General features: G+C 53.0%; 19 protein-coding genes. 10 read left to right on the forward strand and 9 right to left on the reverse strand.

The window, feature by feature from the left end; translation table 11 throughout:
- The 4 genes from GGR95_RS18855 to GGR95_RS17560 form a co-directional block, all read left to right on the forward strand.
- A partial coding sequence (locus GGR95_RS18855) for a hypothetical protein (RefSeq protein ID WP_221385007.1) occupies positions 1–240 on the forward strand: 240 nt, incomplete at its 5' end.
- Between the two features lie 3 nt (positions 241–243).
- Positions 244–507 (forward strand): hypothetical protein, encoded by a 264-nt coding sequence (locus tag GGR95_RS17550; RefSeq protein WP_184568166.1) that lies wholly within the window; start codon positions 244–246, stop codon positions 505–507.
- 187 nt (positions 508–694) lie between these two features.
- Positions 695–976, forward strand: coding sequence for a helix-turn-helix domain-containing protein (locus GGR95_RS19195; RefSeq protein WP_184568168.1), 282 nt, complete (start codon positions 695–697; stop codon positions 974–976).
- Positions 865–1,953, forward strand: a complete 1,089-nt coding sequence (locus GGR95_RS17560) for a tyrosine-type recombinase/integrase (RefSeq protein WP_184568169.1) — start codon at positions 865–867, stop codon at positions 1,951–1,953. Before GGR95_RS19195 ends, GGR95_RS17560 begins: the two co-directional genes overlap by 112 nt.
- A 138-nt stretch (positions 1,954–2,091) precedes the next feature.
- On the opposite strand, the gene GGR95_RS17565 is transcribed toward GGR95_RS17560, so the two are convergent.
- The 6 genes from GGR95_RS17565 to GGR95_RS17590 are packed head-to-tail and all read right to left on the reverse strand — an operon-like array spanning position 2,092 to position 9,025.
- On the reverse strand, positions 2,092–3,237 hold the full coding sequence (locus GGR95_RS17565) for an iron-containing alcohol dehydrogenase (RefSeq protein WP_184568171.1): 1,146 nt from the start codon (positions 3,235–3,237) through the stop codon (positions 2,092–2,094).
- 5 nt (positions 3,238–3,242) lie between these two features.
- Positions 3,243–4,616 carry an aldehyde dehydrogenase family protein gene (locus GGR95_RS17570; protein ID WP_184568173.1) on the reverse strand — a complete coding sequence of 458 codons (1,374 nt, stop codon included), beginning with the start codon at positions 4,614–4,616 and terminating at the stop codon, positions 3,243–3,245.
- A gap of 5 nt (positions 4,617–4,621) precedes the next feature.
- Positions 4,622–5,986, reverse strand: coding sequence for a glutamine synthetase family protein (locus GGR95_RS17575; protein ID WP_184568175.1), 1,365 nt, complete (start codon positions 5,984–5,986; stop codon positions 4,622–4,624).
- A 59-nt stretch (positions 5,987–6,045) separates the two neighbouring features.
- Positions 6,046–7,083: a TRAP transporter substrate-binding protein gene (locus GGR95_RS17580; RefSeq protein WP_184568177.1), complete on the reverse strand. Its 1,038-nt coding sequence runs from the start codon at positions 7,081–7,083 to the stop codon at positions 6,046–6,048.
- A gap of 47 nt (positions 7,084–7,130) precedes the next feature.
- Entirely contained in the window at positions 7,131–8,456 is a 1,326-nt protein-coding gene (locus tag GGR95_RS17585; RefSeq protein WP_184568179.1) for a TRAP transporter large permease, read from the reverse strand.
- On the reverse strand, positions 8,456–9,025 hold the full coding sequence (locus tag GGR95_RS17590; protein ID WP_184568181.1) for a TRAP transporter small permease subunit: 570 nt from the start codon (positions 9,023–9,025) through the stop codon (positions 8,456–8,458). The genes GGR95_RS17585 and GGR95_RS17590 overlap by 1 nt, the downstream gene beginning before the upstream one ends.
- Before the next feature lie 202 nt (positions 9,026–9,227).
- Between GGR95_RS17590 and GGR95_RS17595 the strand changes: the two genes are divergently transcribed.
- The 5 genes from GGR95_RS17595 (at position 9,228) to GGR95_RS17615 (ending at position 14,433) form a co-directional block, all read left to right on the forward strand.
- Positions 9,228–10,100, forward strand: a complete 873-nt coding sequence (locus GGR95_RS17595; RefSeq protein WP_184568183.1) for a MurR/RpiR family transcriptional regulator — start codon at positions 9,228–9,230, stop codon at positions 10,098–10,100.
- Positions 10,101–10,219: 119 nt separating this feature from the next.
- Positions 10,220–11,455 (forward strand): urate hydroxylase PuuD, encoded by a 1,236-nt coding sequence (locus tag GGR95_RS17600; protein ID WP_184568185.1) that lies wholly within the window; start codon positions 10,220–10,222, stop codon positions 11,453–11,455.
- Positions 11,456–11,574: 119 nt separating this feature from the next.
- Complete coding sequence (locus GGR95_RS17605) at positions 11,575–12,630, forward strand: glycosyltransferase (RefSeq protein WP_184568186.1); 1,056 nt, start codon at positions 11,575–11,577, stop codon at positions 12,628–12,630.
- A gap of 196 nt (positions 12,631–12,826) precedes the next feature.
- The gene (locus GGR95_RS17610) at positions 12,827–13,666 is read left to right on the forward strand and encodes a glycosyltransferase family 25 protein (RefSeq protein ID WP_184568188.1); all 840 of its coding nucleotides are present in this window, start codon (positions 12,827–12,829) and stop codon (positions 13,664–13,666) included.
- A gap of 26 nt (positions 13,667–13,692) precedes the next feature.
- Positions 13,693–14,433 (forward strand): hypothetical protein, encoded by a 741-nt coding sequence (locus GGR95_RS17615; RefSeq protein WP_184568190.1) that lies wholly within the window; start codon positions 13,693–13,695, stop codon positions 14,431–14,433.
- Here GGR95_RS17615 and GGR95_RS17620 read toward each other — a convergent pair.
- A complete protein-coding gene (locus GGR95_RS17620) occupies positions 14,430–15,167 on the reverse strand; it encodes a glycosyltransferase family 25 protein (protein WP_246423439.1) in 738 nt (245 codons plus the stop codon). The genes GGR95_RS17615 and GGR95_RS17620 overlap by 4 nt on opposite strands.
- A 235-nt stretch (positions 15,168–15,402) precedes the next feature.
- Positions 15,403–17,007: a GMC family oxidoreductase gene (locus GGR95_RS17625; RefSeq protein ID WP_184568193.1), complete on the reverse strand. Its 1,605-nt coding sequence runs from the start codon at positions 17,005–17,007 to the stop codon at positions 15,403–15,405.
- Between the two features lie 235 nt (positions 17,008–17,242).
- On the opposite strand from GGR95_RS17625, the gene GGR95_RS17630 reads away from it, so the two are divergent.
- Positions 17,243–18,133, forward strand: a complete 891-nt coding sequence (locus tag GGR95_RS17630; RefSeq protein ID WP_184568194.1) for a LysR family transcriptional regulator — start codon at positions 17,243–17,245, stop codon at positions 18,131–18,133.
- A 65-nt stretch (positions 18,134–18,198) separates the two neighbouring features.
- On the opposite strand, the gene proB is transcribed toward GGR95_RS17630, so the two are convergent.
- Positions 18,199–19,359, reverse strand: a complete 1,161-nt coding sequence (proB, locus tag GGR95_RS17635) for a glutamate 5-kinase (protein WP_184568195.1) — start codon at positions 19,357–19,359, stop codon at positions 18,199–18,201.
- Between the last annotated feature and the right edge of the window lie 172 nt (positions 19,360–19,531).

Here is a 19,531-nt window from a genome sequence, read left to right on the forward strand (position 1 = left end):
GCCACTCAGCACTGGGCTGGAAAAGCCCTGTCGCCTTCGAACGAAAGGTGGCTTAAACGAGCACTTGGGGCGGCACTAAAGCGTGACAGGTCCAAACTGCATCGCGCAACCCTTGCGCAAACCATGGCCGTAGTGGCGCGCAATGCCATTCTGATCATCGCCCTTGTGTGCCTTACCGCCGCCGTCACCCATACTGCCACCAACATGGTAGACGTGTCCGACCTTCCGAAGGGCCATTGACCAATGCAAACCGAAACACTGTACAGCAACACCCGCTACACGCCACCAGCGACAGAAAGCCCAAAACAAACACCGCCCAAGCCTGATCTTTTCGGCATTCAGGCCGCGTGGCTGCATTTCGCGAATGAAATTGAAGTGAGACGGCTGGCCAAACTGCACATGCGCATGGAGCGACGCAAGCGCGGCCTAGATGACCTGATCAGCGAACGCCAACGCATCATGAACCGCTGCATCAGACGCATGCGCAGAAGCAACGGTAAAAACTAGGGGGGCGATACGCCATGACCAACATGTACCTGCACGGAAACGGAAAGCGGTGCACTCACTTCAACGGCAAAGGCCTCGCCAACTACCGAAAATGCGCACAATGCAAAGGCAAGGGCAGCATCCCCCTCACACCTCGCCGCATCATCATAAATTCGCTCAAAACAAGCCAGAACCAAAGGCAAGCGCAATGACAACCGCACCGCTTTTAAAATCCGTTGATGCTGCAGCTATCCTTGGTATCTGCACAAAGTCATTGCAAAACTGCCGGAAACAGGGACTAAAGTACGTCAAAATTGGCAAAGGCACGTTCCGCTATCGCCGCGATGACCTAAAAGAGTACATAGAGGCGCAAACCCAATGCCATTCAGAACCAAGAAAACCAAGGTCTATCAATACGACATCGTCGTCAGAGGTAGTCGCCTTCGAGGATCTTGCGGGACGGAAGACTATGAGGAAGCCAAGGCGGTAGAAGCCCGCGTTAGGGCTGATGCAAATAGACACGTCGCACGCGGCAGCAACTACACGCTGTCGGAGGCATTGGGAACCTATATCAAAGACCGCATCTTTGGAACGGCATCGGAAGGCACTACAAAGAGCCAAGCCCGCGTCTTGCTTTCTTATATCGATGGAGGCAAACGCCTGTCAGAGCTGACCAATGCTGACCTTATGCGATACGTTGCCAAGCACCGTGCCACATGCGCAAACAGCACGGTAAACCGTCACCTGCAAATGCTTGGCCGTGCGATCCGCCACATGGGCAAGGTTTACAAGACACCCCTGCCCGAACTGGATTACAAAGGCGCAGAAACAAAAGAAGCCCGAGAGCGTGTCAGGGAATTGACCCCAGGCGAACAGCAAGCAATTTTCTCGAGCCTACCCCAAGAATACCACGCCTTTGTTGCGTTTGCCCTAATGACGGGCGCAAGGATTAGCACAATCACTGGTCTACTCTGGCGTGATGTCGATATGGTTAACCGCGAAATGACTTTCCGCCTCAAGGGCGATGATATCATGATATTCCCGATAAATGACGAACTGGCCGCGCTTCTGTCAGCCCTGCCTCGGTCCAACGTGCTGGCACACCGAAAGTTGGTATTCACGCGGGTCGACGGCCACAGCCTGGAGCGCATCCCAATCGTTGCAAGTGGCGGCGTTTTTGGTACGGTTTTTCGCAAGGCGCTGGATGATGCTGGTGTAGACAACTTCCGCTTCCACGACCTGCGCCATACCTTCGCCACTAGGATGCTACGCAGAACGCAAAACATCAGTCTTGTATCAAAGATGCTTGGGCACAAAGACATTGCAACAACCATGCGTTATGCGCACGTCCTTACAAGCGATATGCGCAACGCTTTAGACGATTTTAGCGTGATGGGAGTAGGGATGAAAACCTCCAACCCCAGAATTTCGCCCAGACCCTCATTAAAAGTTAATAAAAATCAATAAGATAACTTCATTTTAATACTTATTCCCAAGCTTTAGTTACGAGTTCGATTCTCGTTACCCGCTCCAAACTTCCCGATTTTCAGACCCCAAAACGAACCAGCGCCACAAGTGGCTTGCAGCGCTGGGTTTTTATGGCTGTTAGATACAGGCCATCAGCAGTTTGGTTGTGTTTTCCTGTGTCATTTCAATTGGGTTACCGCCTGTGCTGGGGTCAATCAACGCGCCTGCGACGATACGGTCGACGTCTGGGTTTTCAATCCCCATAGCAGTCAGGTTTTTCGGAATACCAAGCGACGCATTCAGATCATCGACAAAACCACAGAACCCGTCAAAGCCGCCTGCGATATCCAGATATTTGGCCGCTTGCCCGATCACATCGGTGATCGCAGGTTTATTGAATTGCAACACGGCCGGCATACAGACCGCATTCGTTGTACCGTGATGGGTGTGGTACATCGCGCCAATCGGATGCGACAGCGCATGGATCGCGCCCAGACCTTTTTGGAACGCCGTGGCCCCCATCATCGCCGCTGACATCATATGCGCGCGCGCTTCCAGATCGGTGCCAACGGCAAAGGCGCGTGGCAAGTAATCCTTGACCAGACGCATGCCTTCCAGCGCGATGCCCTGTGACATCGGGTGGTAATGCGGCGAGCAGAACGCCTCAACGCAATGGGCGAAGGCATCAAGCCCCGTACCTGCGGTGATGAACCCGGGCATGCCTACTGTCAGTTCAGGGTCACAGATCACAACCGTTGGCAAAAATTTCGGGTGGAAGATGATCTTTTTCTGCTGTGTCTCAGAATTGGTGATGACAGAGGCACGCCCCACCTCAGACCCTGTGCCTGCGGTGGTGGGCACAGCCACAATCGGTGCGATGGCGTCGGCGTCGGCGCGTGTCCACCAATCGCCAATGTCCTCAAAATCCCACAGCGGGCGCGTCTGACCTGCCATAAAGGCAACCAGCTTGCCCAGATCAAGACCAGAGCCGCCACCGAAGGCAATCACCCCGTCATGGCCACCCTCGCGGTAGGCTTTCACACCTGCTTCGGCGTTTTTCTCATTCGGGTTCGGGTCCACATCCGAAAACATCGCACGGCCCAGCCCTGCGGCCTCAAGCAGGTCAAGGGTTTTGGTAGTGATCTCCATGCTTGCCAGCCCACGGTCTGTCACCAGCAACGGCTTGCTGATGCCCGCAGTTTTACAAGCATCAGCGATTTCAGAGATACGGCCAGCGCCGAAACGGATTGCGGTTGGGTAGGACCAGTTTGCTTTAATGCTCATCGTCTTCAGGCCTTTTTGAAGTGGTATGATTTGGGGCGTGTCAGGTTGTGATAGCCAATGACCGAGAGACCGCCGCCGCGTCCTGTATCCTTGCACCCTGTCCAGCACAATGCGGGATCAAGGTAATCTGCGCGGTTCAGGAAAACGGTGCCCGTTTCGATCTGATCGGCAATCGCTTCGGCGCGGGCGGTGTCTGCGGTCCACAGTGATGCTGTCAGGCCAAAGTTGCTGTCATTCATCAGCGCCAAGGCTTCGGCATCGTCTTTGACGGACATGATGCCGACAACGGGGCCAAAGCTTTCTTCGCGCATCACCCGCATGTCGTGGGTCACGTTGGTCAGGATTTGCGGCATCAGATATGCGCCACCATCATTTGGAAAATCGGCAGGGTTGATATGGGCTTTGGCCCCTGCTGCAATCGCCTCGGCGGTTTGGGCGCGGACTTCATCTGCGAAACGCACATGCGCCATCGGCCCCAATGTTGTTGTCTCTTCCAGAGGATTGCCAAGCACATAGCCATTCACAATCGCCACGGCCTTTTCGACAAAGGCGTCAAACAGGCTTTCATGCACATAAATCCGCTCAATCCCACAGCAACATTGCCCCGAGTTGAACATCGCCCCGTCGATCAGCGTATCCACAGCCGCGTCCAGATTGGCGTCTTGCATCACATAACCCGGGTCTTTGCCCCCCAGTTCCAGACCGATGCCCGTGAACGTCCCTGCCGCTGTGCGCTCCATCGCTTGGCCCCCGCCAACGGAGCCTGTGAAATTCACAAAGCCAAATGATTTGGCCGCGATCAGGTCAGAGGTGGTTTGATGGTCAAGGAAGACATTCTGGAACACATCCGCAGGGATCCCCGCGCTGTGGAACGCCTGTGCCATACGCTCGCCCACCAACAGAGTTTGCGAAGCGTGTTTCAGTACAACCGCATTGCCCGCAATCAAAGCAGGCGCAACCGTGTTGATTGCGGTCATGTAAGGGTAGTTCCAAGGCGCAACCACCAGCACCACACCATGTGGTACCCGTTTGATCACACGGCGGAAGGCATCGCTGTCTTCCACCTCAATCGGGGCCAGCGCGTCTTTGGCGATCTGTGCCATATAGGTGGCGCGTTCGTTAAAGCCGCCGAATTCACCGCCATAGCGCACTGGACGGCCCATCTGCCATGCAATTTCCGGCACGATTTCGTCGTTCATCGCGCCCACAGCGGCAACGCCTGCCTGCACCAATGCAATACGGTCTTCTAGCGGGCGTGCAGCCCAATCGGCCTGCGCTGCTTTGGCTTTGGTCACTGCCTCATCAGCTTGTGCGCGTGTCAGGGTTTCGCGCTCCGCATAGATGGAACCATCAATGGGAGAGATACATTTTACTGTCATGTTTTTTATGCCTTTTCAAAACCGCGTGCGATTTCCCAATCGGTCACCACACGGTCAAATTCTTCTTGTTCCCATTCTGCCGAACGGGTGTAATGGTCAACTACTTCATCGCCCAAAGCGTCGCGTAGAAACGCGGAGTTCCGCAACAGTTCGGTGGCATCGCGCAGGGTTTGCGGGATGTCGGCGGCTTTGGCGTCTTCATAAACATCGCCCGTGGTCGCAGGTGCCAGTTCCAGCGCGTCTTCGATGCCTTTGATACCAGCGGCCAGCATGACTGCTTGGGCCAGATAGGGGTTCAGGTCTGATCCCCCGATGCGGCATTCCACACGCACCCCTTTGCTATCCTCGCCGCACAGACGGAAACCTGCGGTACGGTTGTCAACGCTCCACACTGTTTTGGTCGGCGCAAAAGTGCCTTTGGCAAAACGCTTGTAACTGTTCACATAAGGGGCAAGGAAATAGGTGTAATCGGGCGCATATTTGATCAGGCCCGCCATGTAGTGGCTCATCAACTGGGACATGCCGTGTTTGGCATCTTTGTCATAAAACGCGGCCTCGCCGTTTTTCCACAGCGACTGATGCACATGGCTGGACGATCCGACTCGGTCCTTGTGCCACTTGGGCAAAAAGGTTGCCGCATGGCCGTTCTGCCACGAGATTTCCTTGATCGCGTGTTTGGCGATGGAATGGTAATCAGCGCAATCAAGCGCGGGAGAATAGCGGATGTTCAGCTCTTCCTGCCCTGCTTCGGCTTCTCCTTTTGAATTCTCGATCGGCACGCCAGCGTCAAAGAGGTGGTTGCGGATCGGTCGCATGATCCCTTCCTCTTTGGTGGTCTGAAAAATATTGTAATCCTCATTATAGCCGCTGATCGGCTTGAGGTCGCGGAAGCCATTTTCGCGGATTTCATCAAGGCTGTTCGCAAAAAGGAAGAATTCCAGCTCGGTCGCCATCTTCGCCTCAAAACCCAACGCCTCCAGCCGCGCGATTTGCTTTTTCAGAATGGCGCGGGGGGAATGAGGAACAGGTTGGTGGGTGTGGTGATCCAGCACGTCACACAGCACCAATGCAGTGCCTTCCAGCCACGGCACAGGGCGGATTGTTCTGAGGTCGGGCGCCATGATGTAATCACCATAGCCGCTTTGCCAGCTGGTCGAGGCAAAGCCTTCGGGTGTGGCCATTTCCAGATCAGTGGCCAGCAGATAGTTGCAGCAATGGGTTTCTTTGAACGAGGTCTCGACAAAATTAACCGCATGGAAGCGTTTGCCCATCAGGCGTCCCTGCATATCGACCATGCAGACAAGCACAGTGTCAATCTCGCCGGTTTTGACCATGGCTTTGAGGGTTTCGAAATCACGTGGTTTAGTCATGGGTCTTCTCCGAACGGGGAATGACCAGCGCCCGACATAGGCGCTGGCCTGATTACGTCTTAACCGAAGGTATAGGGCGGTCCAGCTTTGCTGATCACATCGTTGTAATCACGGAATATTTGCACGATCTTTGCGTTGATTTCGCTCTCTTCTGCAACCTCGGTCCAGAAGACCTTAGCGGCGTCTTCAACGACCTTCCACTCCTCTTGTGGGATGGAACGCAGTTGCAGTTTATCGCCCTGTGCACGCAGGCGCGCCTCGCCTCCCCAGTACCATTGGTTGCGGTAGGTATGGCCTGCCTCAATACCCGCCATGACGATGGCTTTCAGGTGCTCTGGCAGATCTGCCCAGACTTGTTGGTTCACAAAGAACGACCCGATCCAAGCGCCCGAGATGTTGTTGGTCAGGAAGTAATCCGTCACATCAGCCCAGCCGACGGTATAGTCTTCGGTGATGCCCGACCATGCCATGCCATCCAATTCACCCGTCTGCACGGCAACTTCCGCGTCCTCGTAAGGGATGGACACAGGCACAACGCCGAACTGCGACAAGAAACGTCCCGCTGTCGGGAAAGTGTACAGCTTGAGCCCGTCAAGGTCGGCCAACGATGTGACCTCTTTCTTGGTGTTAAAGTTACAAGGGTCCTGCCCCGCAGCTGACAACCACTGAACGCCAACCTTGGCGTATTCTTCACGCCAGATGTCTGCCAGACCGTATTGGTTAAACAGCGTCGGCACATCCAAGGAATGTTTCGTCGCCAGTGGGAAGTACCCGCCAAATTGCTGCAAAGGTGTCGGGGATGCCATTGAATCGTCATCCGAATGCACACCGTCGATCGTGCCGCGCTGAAGCGCTTGGAACAACTCGCCTGTAGGGACGATTTGATCCGCATAGAACAGCTCGATCTCCAGCTCGCCATTGGCGGCTTTGTTGATGTAGTCGATTGTGGGCTTGGTCACATGTTCGCCCAATGCGGCACCAGCATAAGTCTGGAAACGCCATTTAATTGTGTCTTGCGCACGCGCCACTGCGGGCGCGGCAAGGGCTGCGGTGCCGCCCAAAGCGGCGGTGCGAAGGAAGGAACGTCTGGTTGTCATTTTACTCTCCAGTGTTGGGTGAATGCTCCGTTATCGGAGTCTTGGGGTTATTTCGCGTAAACGGTATTGGGCAGCCAAAGCGCCAGTTGCGGGAAAACCATCACAAGGACCAGCGCCCCGATCATAACCAGTACAAAGGGCAGGACGGAACGGTAGATATCTTGGATAGAGATTTCCGGCGGCGCCATGGCGCGCATCAAAAACAGATTATAGCCGAATGGTGGCGTCATATAGGCGATCTGGCAAGTGATTGTATAAAGAATGCCGTACCAAACCAAATCAAAGCCAAGCGCCCCGACCAGCGGCACATACAGCGGCGCAACAATCACCAGCATCGCCGTGTCATCCAGAAAAGTGCCCATCAGGATGAAGGTCAATTGCATCAGGATCAGGATCACCCAAGGCGACAGGCCCAAACGCTCGGTGAATAGGGTTTCAATGGCTTTGACCGCGCCCAGCCCGTCAAACACCGCGCCAAAGGCCAGCGCGGCAAGGATGATCCACATAAACATGCAGGTGATACCCAGCGTATTGCGCAGCGTATTTTCAAAGACCTGACGCGTCATGCGGCCCTTGAAAACTGCCGCCAAAAACGCCGCGATAGCGCCAATGGCCGAGCTTTCTACAAGCGAGGTCCAGCCGTTGACAAACGGCACCATCATCACCGCAAAAATCCCCAACGGCAGCAGCCCTGCCCGCAGCAGACGCAGCTTTTCTGCGCGAGGCATGTCACGTTCTTCTGGTGACAAAGTCGGCCCCAAAGACGGGTTTTTCCAGCAGCGCACGGCAATATAGATGATAAACATCGTCGCCATCATCAGGCCGGGGATCACCCCCGCCAGCCACAACTGCCCTACGGGCTGACGTGCGATCATGGAATACAGCACCAAGACAACAGAGGGCGGCACAAGGATGCCCAAACTGGACCCCGCCTGTATCACCCCCGTCACCATACGTTTATCATATCCCCGCTTGAGCAGCTCTGGCAGAGCAATGGTGGCGCCAATCGCCATGCCCGCCACGCTAAGGCCATTCATCGCAGAAATCAGCACCATCAGGCCAATGGTCCCAATGGCCAACCCGCCTTGCAACCCGCCCATCCAGACGTGGAACATCTTGTAAAGATCATCGGCGATTTTACTCTCGGACAGGACGTAGCCCATGAAGATGAACATCGGCAAGGTCAGCAGCGGATACCATTTCATCAGCTTCATCGCAGCCGAAAACCCGATATCAAATCCGCCGCGGTCCCCCCAAAGCAACAGCGCGGCCACCACGGCCACAAATCCAATCGCGCCAAACACGCGCTGCCCCGTCAGCAACATCAGCATCATCGAAGAGAACATCAGCGTGGCGATTAATTCGTATGACATCAGATGGCCTCGCCTTTGAGCCGCAAAACATCTTTGAAAAGCTCGGAAATACATTGGAGCAGCATCAAGAACATGCCCACGATCATCACTGTCTTGATAGGCCAAAGATAAGGCCGCCAGCCGCTAGAGGATCGCTCCATTCGGCCTATTTCTTCACTGCCTGTGATCAATCCCCCGAAAAAGGAAAAGGGCTCGGTTCCCCAATAGCCCAAGGAATAAGCTGTTGAGCTGACCGCACCATAGATCAGCACGCAGAGATAAAAGATCAGGAAGAAGACAGTGATCAAATCCACCCATGCTTTTTTGCGCGGCGACCATTCCCCATAAAGAAGGTCCATCCGCACATCACTGCCCAGTTGGATAGAATACGGCCCGCCCAGAATGTAATAGGCCACCATCGCAAATTGCGCCATTTCCAGCGTCCAAAGCGAAGGCAAGAAAAGTGTTTTATTGATGGACGACCACAGCAAAATGCCCATGAGAACAAAGATGCCATACATCATCACGCGGCCAATACGGTAGTTCACCCTGTCTACCACACGGATAAAACCGCGCATAAATCCTGTCATTGAGCCTTCTCCATAGGCAGTCCGATCCTACACAGCCAAACGCAAAGCACTTTGGCATGGGTAACGTCCGGGGATGCGCGATTCATTGGAACTCCATTGCCACAGGTTGCTTGCCCAACACGTGACTTGTCAACAAGATGTAGAAAGTAATTTCACAGCAGCCCCGCCTTTGATATATAAATGAACACATCGGAGGAACCGGATGGCCGAACAGACGCAAACAATCTCGGATCGGATCCAGCAAAAGCTGGATGAGCTGACACGCGCGGAACGGCAATTGGCCCTGTCTATCCTTGAGAATTACCCTGCTTCGGGGCTTGGTCCGCTGTCATCCTTGGCCAAGGATGCAAATGTTTCCGTGCCCACTGTCGCGCGTATGGTTCAAAAACTGGGCTACAAAGGGTATCCCGATTTTCAAGCAGAGCTGCGCGAAGAATTACGCGCCAAGGCCAAAGACCCGATATCAAAGCATGACACATGGGCCGAATCCGCCCCTTCTGGACACCTGCTAAACAGATTCACAGATGCTGTGATTGAAAATATCCGCCTGACCTTAGGCCAGATTGATCCAGAAGCCTTTGATGCTGCCTGTGCAATGGTAGCCAACCAAGACAGCCATTTGTTTATCGTCGGTGGCCGTATCACCCATACGCTGGCCGACTATCTGTTTATGCACATGCAGGTGATCCGCCCTCACCTGACCCATGTAGACACCGGGTCAAACACGTGGCCGCATTACCTGCTGAACGTTCAAAAAGGAGATGTCTTTGTGATTTTCGACATCCGTCGCTATGAAAACAACACGCTCAAGCTGGCTGAATTGGCCCATGCCCGCGGCGCGCGGATTGTTCTTTTTACGGATCAATGGCGCTCTCCTGTGCATCATCTGGCTGAAATTTGCCTGAGCTGCCGTATCATCGCCCCTTCTGCTTGGGATTCCTCCACCACCATTTTGCTGCTGGTCGAAACCATGATTTCATCCGTGCAAAGCCTGAACTGGAGCGGCACCAAACAACGGATGGAAGCGCTGGAAGATATGTTTGACCAAACCAAACTGTTCCGCAAGTTTACTTAACAGCCAATCGCTTACCAAATAGGTTTGCTTCATTCGACATTGCTTGCAATTTTATGCGGCTAGCTGCGAGATATCTTTTCACATAGTATGTCTCAACATTCAGGTTTCAGGAGAATGCCGTGTACGATTTTGCAATAATTTGGGACTGGATCGCATTTGCAGTCAGGTGGCTTCATGTCATCACTGCAATGGCATGGATCGGAGCGTCGTTTTTCTTCATCGCTCTTGACCTAGGTTTGCGCAAGGCGGCCAATATGCCCGAGGGCGTATTCGGCGAAGAGTGGCAGGTACATGGCGGCGGTTTCTACCACATCCAAAAATATCTAGTCGCGCCCGAAAACATGCCGGAACATTTGATCTGGCATAAATGGCAAAGCTACATCACATGGGTATCCGGTGCGGCGCTTTTGATGATCGTCTATTGGGTCGGCGGCGAGATTTTTCTCCTTGATCCGACCAAAGCCGAGCTGTCTTTGTGGCAAGGAATATTGATCTCTGGCGGGTCCCTGACCATTGGCTGGCTTGCTTATGACGCGATGTGTAAATCCAAACTAGGAGAGCACTCTACCCTACTCATGTTACTTTTGTTTGTTTTGTTGGTTGCCATGGCGTGGGGCTATAATCAGATATTCACAGGGCGCGCGGCCTTGTTACATCTTGGCGCCTTCACAGCCTCGATCATGACGGGCAATGTCTTCTTTCAAATCATGCCCAATCAGCGCATCGTCGTTGCCGACCTTAAGGCAGGGCGCAAGCCAGACGCCAAATACGGCAAGATCGCCAAACTGCGCTCGACCCATAATAACTACCTCACGTTACCCGTCGTTTTCCTGATGCTGTCCAACCACTATCCACTGGCGTTTGGCACCCAATATGCGTGGATCATCGCCAGCCTGATTTTCCTGACAGGGGTCACAATCCGGCACTATTTCAATACGATGCATGCAACAGGAAAAGGGCCCCACTGGACATGGGCTGTGACCGTCATATTGATGATCATCATTGCATGGCTATCCACTGTACGCGGCCCCGACAGTTATGAAATCGCGCAGAGCCGCGAGTTGACCGCCTATGAGGCGAAATTCGCCTCCGCCAGTGGATTTGAAGAGGCCTATGATGTGGTTCTTGGCAATTGTTCCATGTGCCACGCCCGCGAACCCGCATGGGAAGGCATGTATCAGGCGCCAAAAGGCGTTTACCTTGAAACCGAAAGCGATGTCGCCCGACATGCAGAGCAAATTCTACTCCATGCGGGTCTCAGCAATGCGATGCCGCCTCCTAATGCCATTGCGACAATGACCCCCGAAAACCGAGGCAAAATCGTTGCATGGGTGCAGGGCGCACGGGGCGGCTGAGAAAGCGGATATCGCGCACAGTCGCCTATGCCGCCCTTTCCATTGAACCGCCCTTTCAAGATCGGCCCAAGGCCCTTAGTTCTGTAACGATCACGGTATTATCCCAAGAGGTTTTCTAAATGAAAATAGTCGTCCTTGCAGTCTTTAGCCTACAGGGCAACGGCGCGGAGCGGGTTGTTCAGACTTTGGCGCGCAATATACATGCCTTGGGACATGAAGCGCATATCGTATTATTCAAAGACAGCATCGACTTACCGCTAGACCACGGTGTCCACATTCATAAATTTCCCTATCGAATACTTCGGGGATTGCCGCGAAACATCAGAGCAAAAGTAGCCGCATGGTTTTTTGACCGCTTTGTTAAAAAACACATTGGAACGCCAGATTTGGTGCTATCCAATCTGTTCCCCGTTGATTTCATTCTATCGCAAAGCCGCCTGCCTAACGTGCATTTCATCATGCACAATAATACCTCGCAAGAATATGGATTGAACGGGCCGGACGATCCAAAACTTGCCAAACTGCGGGCTGTCTACGGTGACAAAGCCTGTATCTGCGTGAGTAAAGGCGTGGAAGATGACCTAAATGCCCTGCTCCCTCAGCAATTGAGCACGCGGACAATCTATAACCCTGTTGAACCCGATCTGATCCTTGAACAAGCACAGGGCACACCGCCCCTGCAAAAAGACTTTATCATCAATGTCGGTAAGTTCAAAAAAGCCAAACGTCACGACCGATTGCTTCACGCCTACGCACAATCAGATACCCCTTATGATTTGGTGCTCGTAGGAACGGGCCCCCTGCAAGAGGAGGCACAGGCCCTCGCCCAGACTTTGGGTATTGCTGAACGCGTTCACTTTGTAGGGTTTCAAAAAAATCCGTTTCCTCTGATCAAGGCCGCACGGTTGATGGTTGTGTCATCAGATTTTGAAGGGCTGAATATGACGATCCTCGAGGCGATTGTATTAGGCGTTCCTGTAATCAGCACCGATTGCCCTTCGGGGCCTTCAGAAATTTTGCCTGAAAATAATCTTGTCTCGCCACCGGATGACACCACTGCTCTTGCAGCAAAAATTGCACAGGCGGCACAAGACTCCGATGGATTCAAAATCAATTTTTCAGCCCAATTTGAAGCTCAAACTGTCACGCGAAAATACCTTGGGTTAGTGAAATGAAGGAAGTGATCTCCTAAACTAGCCGTGGTCATCAGCTTGACTTACAATACTCGACATTCAGTTTATCCAAGAGTAGCTTCATGCACTAACGTGTTCCTTAAACTCGATTTAACGATTGTCCCTTTGCCGCCTTTCCCTAACATTTTCAGGCTCGCTAAAGTGTTTTTTGCCCCACTGTACGTAGACAAGGAAAACCGTGAACATTTATCTGATTAACTTGGACCGCCGTCCAGATCGCTTAGCCTATGTCTCCAAACAGCTAGACAGCATTGGGCTGCCTTTTGAGCGTTTTTCTGCGATTGACGGTCAGAAGGAAGATGCTGACCTGCCTGACATTCAGCACGAACTCTTCATCATCAATCAGAAAAAAAGCCCTGTACGCGGGGAGATAGCATGTGCCGCGTCCCATATTGCGGTTTGGAAACGCTTCCTTGCCACAGACGAGGAATACGCGCTGATCTTGGAAGACGACATTGACATTCGTCATGACCTCCCCCTGATCCAACAGCATGTCCCCTCCCTTGGTCTGGACTTTATTAACCTGTCCTCCAACGCGCCCTATGAACTGGACAAACCAACTTTGGACCATTTTCGCGCCCGAGGCTGCTTTGACCGCCCCAGCTTTTTCCAAAGAGCCGAGCGGCGTAGATGGCAAAAGCTCGAATGGCGACGCCGTTGGCGGATTTTCCACCTGCACCCACTTCTCGATAACGATGTCGTTTGTGAATGCGATCCGGCACCTGCCCTCACAAGTGGGTACATCATTTCACGCCGAGCCGCTCAGGCGTTTATTGAAACAACTGATCGATTGTTCTTTCCCATCGACCTGGTTTGGCGCTTCTCTTCTGGCTTGTTGCGCCAAGGATTTACTGCCAGCCCCATTGTTACGCAGACAGAGGAAGACTCGGACATCTATGGTCGTCAGGGCCAAGGAAAGATATCCCTCAAATACAGGCTCATGCGCCCCTTTCTAAAAAGCCGCAGACTACGGCGGCGGTTTGATGTGCTACGCCTCTACGGATTTCTAAAACACTAGAACCAACATTTTGAAAAGCGAAACCAATGCGGAAAAAACCCGGGCGCATCAAACGTCTTTTATCCCTAAACCAACACCGAAAACGGTGGGGCGCACGTCAGTATTCTGGGGCAAACCAGAATTTGGAGACCTTGAAAACAACAACAGTTGAGGCCGGAGAGCCTGAGCAAACACGTGGTTCAACCAAATCCCTCGATCAGCACCTGCAAAACCTGCGCCGAGAGTTTTCAGGGCAATCCGCACTCCTGCTACACCATGCGGAACTGATCGTCCTTATCCGCCGCGAACATAACGTGGCTGAAACCTATCAAAAGTTCCGGCAGCTTTGGATTGAGCAAGGTGTGTTTCTGCGTGAAAATCTAAACATGCGGTGGCTGATCTCGGCGACGGATACCTTTGCAGCGCATGACACGGACATGACCGTACGTGCCGTCGGTATGATGACCACCGGGTTGGCAAACGCGGTCAAAATGTATGAGAGCGAAAGATACCTGAGCCATCTAAAAGACACCCCCATGCAGCCAGAGCGCATTGCGGAAGTCCAAAATGAACTCGTCCCGCTGTTCGAGGGCATGTCTTGCTTTACTGTCGGGACGGATGACACGTTGCGCAATATGGTGTGGGGGATGGAACCCTTCATGGCAGTTGAGCCGGTCGGGCCAATTTTGCGCGAAATCTGGGGCCGGTTTCAGGTGAATGACACCGTCTTTTCGCGCTTCAAGGCCCTACACAGCCGAGAAAAAACAAGCTGGTGGGACGAGACCTAATCAGGTCCACCGCGCTTGGGCGTAGTGAAATCCTCGGGTGACAGTGCTATCTCGCGCCTCTCGGCCACGGCGACATGGCTGAGCGCCCGAAAACCCATACGAAGTTGGGCCATTATACGACGTAGCTTGAAACCTGCTGTCTTGGCTTGATGTGCCGCTGCCCCCGCATCTATCTGGGAATGCGTGCGTGTTCCTATAGACAGCGCATATGCGGCGGCTTGGTCCAACTGAACAGCACAAGCTGGCTCAACCTGATAACTATTCAACTCATAGGCTTTGCAAATCATAGCATCTGCCAGCGCTGCCTGTTTCTGGGCGCGGCGTAACAGTTTTTTTGCACCAGAGGGCCAAAGCACATAGGCCGCAGCGCCGCTACGATCCTGATAGAGCCGTAAAATCCGGTGGGTCTGTGTTAAGTCACGCCTGCGTTTTGAGACGATTTTTTTACGCTTCCGCACTTCAAGTGTCAGATGATCAACATCTTCTAACATGCGGCAAGCGACCAGCACGGAAGGTATCGCAGTTGAAAGCACAACATCATCCTCAAGAATGAGGACAGGTGCATCGCCTGCAGCGACCACTTCCCAAGCCGCTACATGACTGAGAAAGCAGGCCTTTTCAGTTTCCTTCAAGGGGCGTTCCCAGCTATCCCAATACTGCGGACCACGTGTATCTTTGACAGTATCCGGTGTGATGGCCTCCAAGCGCTGAAAAGAAAGCCCAAACGCAGTCATCTGTTGCGCCATGAACCCCATGCGTTCAACCGCCGAGGCGACATTGATGATGATCGAATCTATGGGACGTCCTCCAACTGAATTTCGCCATGAATACCGCTTTTAACACGCCTTGTGATACCTCAAATCACGGCATTCCAGCCTAGATTGCCAGCATTGTAACGGCACACGGCCCGACAGGGCACTGCAAAGCGGCCTCATTCCGGCGCAAACGGTCAAATTACCGCGTGGCCACTTAAGGTCTGTCTTCACGAATGAACGCACTGGCGCGCTCTGCGATCATCACCGTGGGAGAATTGGTGTTTCCCGATACGATATTGGGCATGATGGACGCATCGACAACCCGAAGATTTGTAACCCCGTTCACACGCAACTGCGGGTCCACAACCGCATTTTCATCAATCCCCATGCGTGCAGTGCCAACCGGATGGAAAATCGTTGACGCGATCTGGCTTACTCCTTCCACCAATTCTTCTTCGGATTGATAGCGAGCACCCGGTTTGAATTCTTCTGGCAAATAGGGCGCGAGTGCCGATTGCCCCATGATTTCACGGGTCTTGCGGATGGCATTGGCTGCTACGATGCGGTCCCCCTCGGTAGACAGATAATTTGGCTGAATTTCGGGGTGTGATAGCGCATCTGGTGACGTAATATGCACATGGCCGCGGCTTTCAGGGCGCAGGTGGCAAACACTTGCCGTGATTGCAGGGAAGTCATGGGGCGCTTGCCCGAATGCCTCCAGCGTAACCGGCTGCACATGATATTCCAGATCAGGCGTCGCCAACCTGTCATCTGAATAGGCAAAGGCACCCAGCTGGCTTGGGGCCATCGACATGGGGCCAGTGCGCTTTAACGCGTATTCAAGGCCAATTTTGGCCTTCCCCCACAGCGTTGAACTCATGACATTAAGCGTCTTTGCGCCCGTAACTTTGTAGGCACAGCGAATTTGCAAATGGTCTTGCAGGTTGCCCCCCACATCAGGTGCCTCGTGCAAGACATCAATGCCGTGCTTTTGTAGCAACCCGCCTGGACCGATGCCCGACAATTGAAGCAATTGTGGTGTGCCGATTGCGCCTGCCGACAGGATCACCTCACGGCGCGCGCTGGCCTTGGAGACTGTGCCTTTGTGCAAGAACTGCACTCCAGTCGCACGTTTCCCCGAGAACAGCACCTTTTGGGCCTGTGCATGGGTCATGATCTCAAGGTTTGGGCGCGACTTGGCGGGACGCAAAAACGCCTTGGCTGAGCTCCAGCGCCAACCAGAGCGTTGGTTTACTTTAAAGTACCCCACCCCAAAATTGTCACCTCTGTTAAAATCATCTGTTTCGGGAATACCTGCCTGAATCGCTGCGGCTTTCCATGCATCCAGAATTTCCCAGTTGAGACGCTGCTCTTCGACACGCCATTCCCCGCCGGCCCCATGGGCCTCGTCTTCTCCGGCAAAATAATCTTCGGATTTCATGAAATAGGGCAAAACGTCGTCCCACGCCCATCCGGTATTGCCCTGTTGCCGCCAGCCGTCATAGTCACTTGACTGCCCGCGCAGGTACAACATCCCGTTGATCGAGGAACTGCCTCCTAAAACACGGCCCCGTGGATACAATAAGGATCGTCCGCCCAAGCCCTCGCAAGCGGCTGTGGAATAACACCAATCTGTGCGCGGATTGCCGATGCAATACAGGTACCCCACGGGAATGTGTATCCAGTGATAGTTATCGCTCCCCCCAAATTCCAACAACAAAACGCGGTTGTTTGGGTCTTCGCTCAACCTATTGGCCAGAACACATCCAGCCGAGCCTGCGCCGACAATCACATAATCAAAATCGCCGTAGTCTCGCATGATGTGTTTTCCCTATTTTTGACGTGATCGTGCGTCGCGTACAACGCGCTTCCACCAAGACAGATATCTAACAATAGGCATAAAGACTTCACAATGAACATAAATGCACATAGTGATGCCGAATATGTTCAGCCTCGAAGCATCAGGACCGTCAGTGGGGCCACCTAGCTCCCTGAATGAGCGACGTGACTTCGGGGTTTGGCATAGGCTAGATTTCTAATAGAGAGCTGACGGCATGAATTTTGAGTGGGACGACCTTCGTATCTTTTTAGAGGTTCACCGCACAAGGCGTCCAAGTCAGGCAGCCAAACGGCTTAAGTCGTCACATACAACAATCGCACGGCGGCTCAAATCTCTGCAAGACAAACTGGGGCTGACACTGTTTGAGCCCACAAAAGACGGCATGGTTCTAAGCGAGTTTGGCCAAAGCATCCTGTCGCATGCCGAACAAATGGAGCGCTCGGCCAATGCGATTTCCGATCTGGCGAGCCGTGTGAACGGGCTGGGCAAACAAAAAATCCGAGTCGGTGCACCAGATGGTTTCGGAAATGCGGTTCTGTCGCATATCCTGCCCAAACTCATCACCTCAAATCCAGCAATGGAAGTTGATCTTGTGCCTCTTCCCATCGCCCATAAACTGTGGCGGCGGGATGTGGATATCGCCATTTCACTAGACAGACCCGCACGCGGACCATTGGTCATGCGTAAACTGATGGATTACGATTTACGCATCTATGCAGGACCAAAGTTTTTCGATAATCGCACACGTCCCACCCAACGCGAAGACCTCCGCGCCTACCCCTTTATCGGCTATGTAGAAGAGCTACTTTATACGGATGAGCTGCACTTCAATAATATCTTGATGTCAGGCCTTCAGGTTGTTTACCGCGGCTCCACTGTAAAAGCCCAATTTGATGCCGTGATGGGGAATGTTGGCCTAGGCGTTTTGCCATGTTACATGGCCCGCGACACGGCACTTGAACCCGTAATGGCACAAGACATCACCTTTAGCCGCACCTACTGGATGAGCTATCTCGAAGAGAACCGTCATCTCGCCCCCATTCAAAACGCAAGCGAATTTATCTTTGATGCCACCCGCGAGCTTTCTGCGATATTCAAATATTAAGACCGCTCATGTGCCTATTGGATCCTGTCGTACGCTCGGTCGCGTTAACGACCGAGCGTATTGAATCACGCTGGTATAACGACTTTTTGGTCGTGTTCAGGCGCATCCAGTTGCAGGTGGTTTTCTTCAAGCACCAGAATGTTCTCTGCGCCGACTACATCACTTTTCGTCTTATACCCAATCACATCTTCAACGGGCATATCCAAATGGCGTGCCATCAACATCGTCTCCTCAGAGGAGAAATTCGTCAGCCCACGGGCGACTTCCTCACCGTCCTCGTTGTAGATATGCAAAACATCGCCTTTGGTGAAATCGCCTTGGATCGAAATGACGTCCATCCGGCTGACACCTTGTTTCCGACCTACAATTCCAGCAGCCACTTCATTGGAAACGACAAGCGTTCCTGAGACTTGCAAACGGTTGCTCAACCAAATTTTCAAAGGAGAGGCCGTTACCCCACTCACAAGACAGCGTGTGAAACGGCGTTCATTTTTCAGTACCGACGATACGGGGCGCTCGATGATGCCCTCAGCAATTATTGTCTCTACACCTGCGTTCTGCGCCATGTTGGCTGCGTGCATTTTCGTGAGCATGCCCCCGCTTCCCAATGCGCTGATACCTGTGGTGGATTCCAGATGTTCGCTGACATCTTCGATTTCATGGATGAACTTCGCGTCCGCTTCAGAAGGGTCGCGATCATACAGGCCTTCAACGCTGGTCAGAATGATCAATTGATCAGCTTCGACCATTTGCGCAACTTTGGCTGACAACCTGTCGTTATCACCTACACGAAGGTCGCGCGTTGCGACTGAATCGTTTTCATTGATGATGGGCAAAATGTCGTTTTCGAACAATCTTAGCATGGTGTTTTTGATGTTCAGAAAACGGCGACTTTCCTCCATATCCTCGACTGTCACAAGCATCTGTGCGACCTGTAAATCGTACTCAGAGGCGACCTGCCGGTAAGCATTCATCAGCAGTGGTTGACCACAGGCAGCGGCGGCTTGCTTGTCCAAAACGCCAGCTTCTTCGGGGCGTTTTCCGACCATATTCAACCCCAATGCAACCGAGCCAGAGGAGGTCAAAATAATATCATGCCCTTCCGTTTGAAGCTGCGCCAAGTCGCTTAGCAAACCGTTTATGAAGGCATAGCGAAGGGTCAAATTATCACTATTGGCCAGTAGACTGGAACCGATTTTGACAACTATTTTTTTCTTCGTCGACATAATATATCTCCGATAATTATTTGTTTTAAGAGGATAATTGCTAACCGTTTGCGTCCTTGGACGCAGCCATGTAGCAAGACCTCATTCAGGTGCTCGGATGACGTATAACACGCATCCCGTGTGTGAATGCAAACAGGTTGCTGCGCTGCGGCGCACATTTTGGTGCATTTGG

Source organism: Sulfitobacter undariae, assembly GCF_014196805.1.
In the GTDB taxonomy this organism is placed as follows: Bacteria; Pseudomonadota; Alphaproteobacteria; order Rhodobacterales; family Rhodobacteraceae; genus Sulfitobacter; species Sulfitobacter undariae.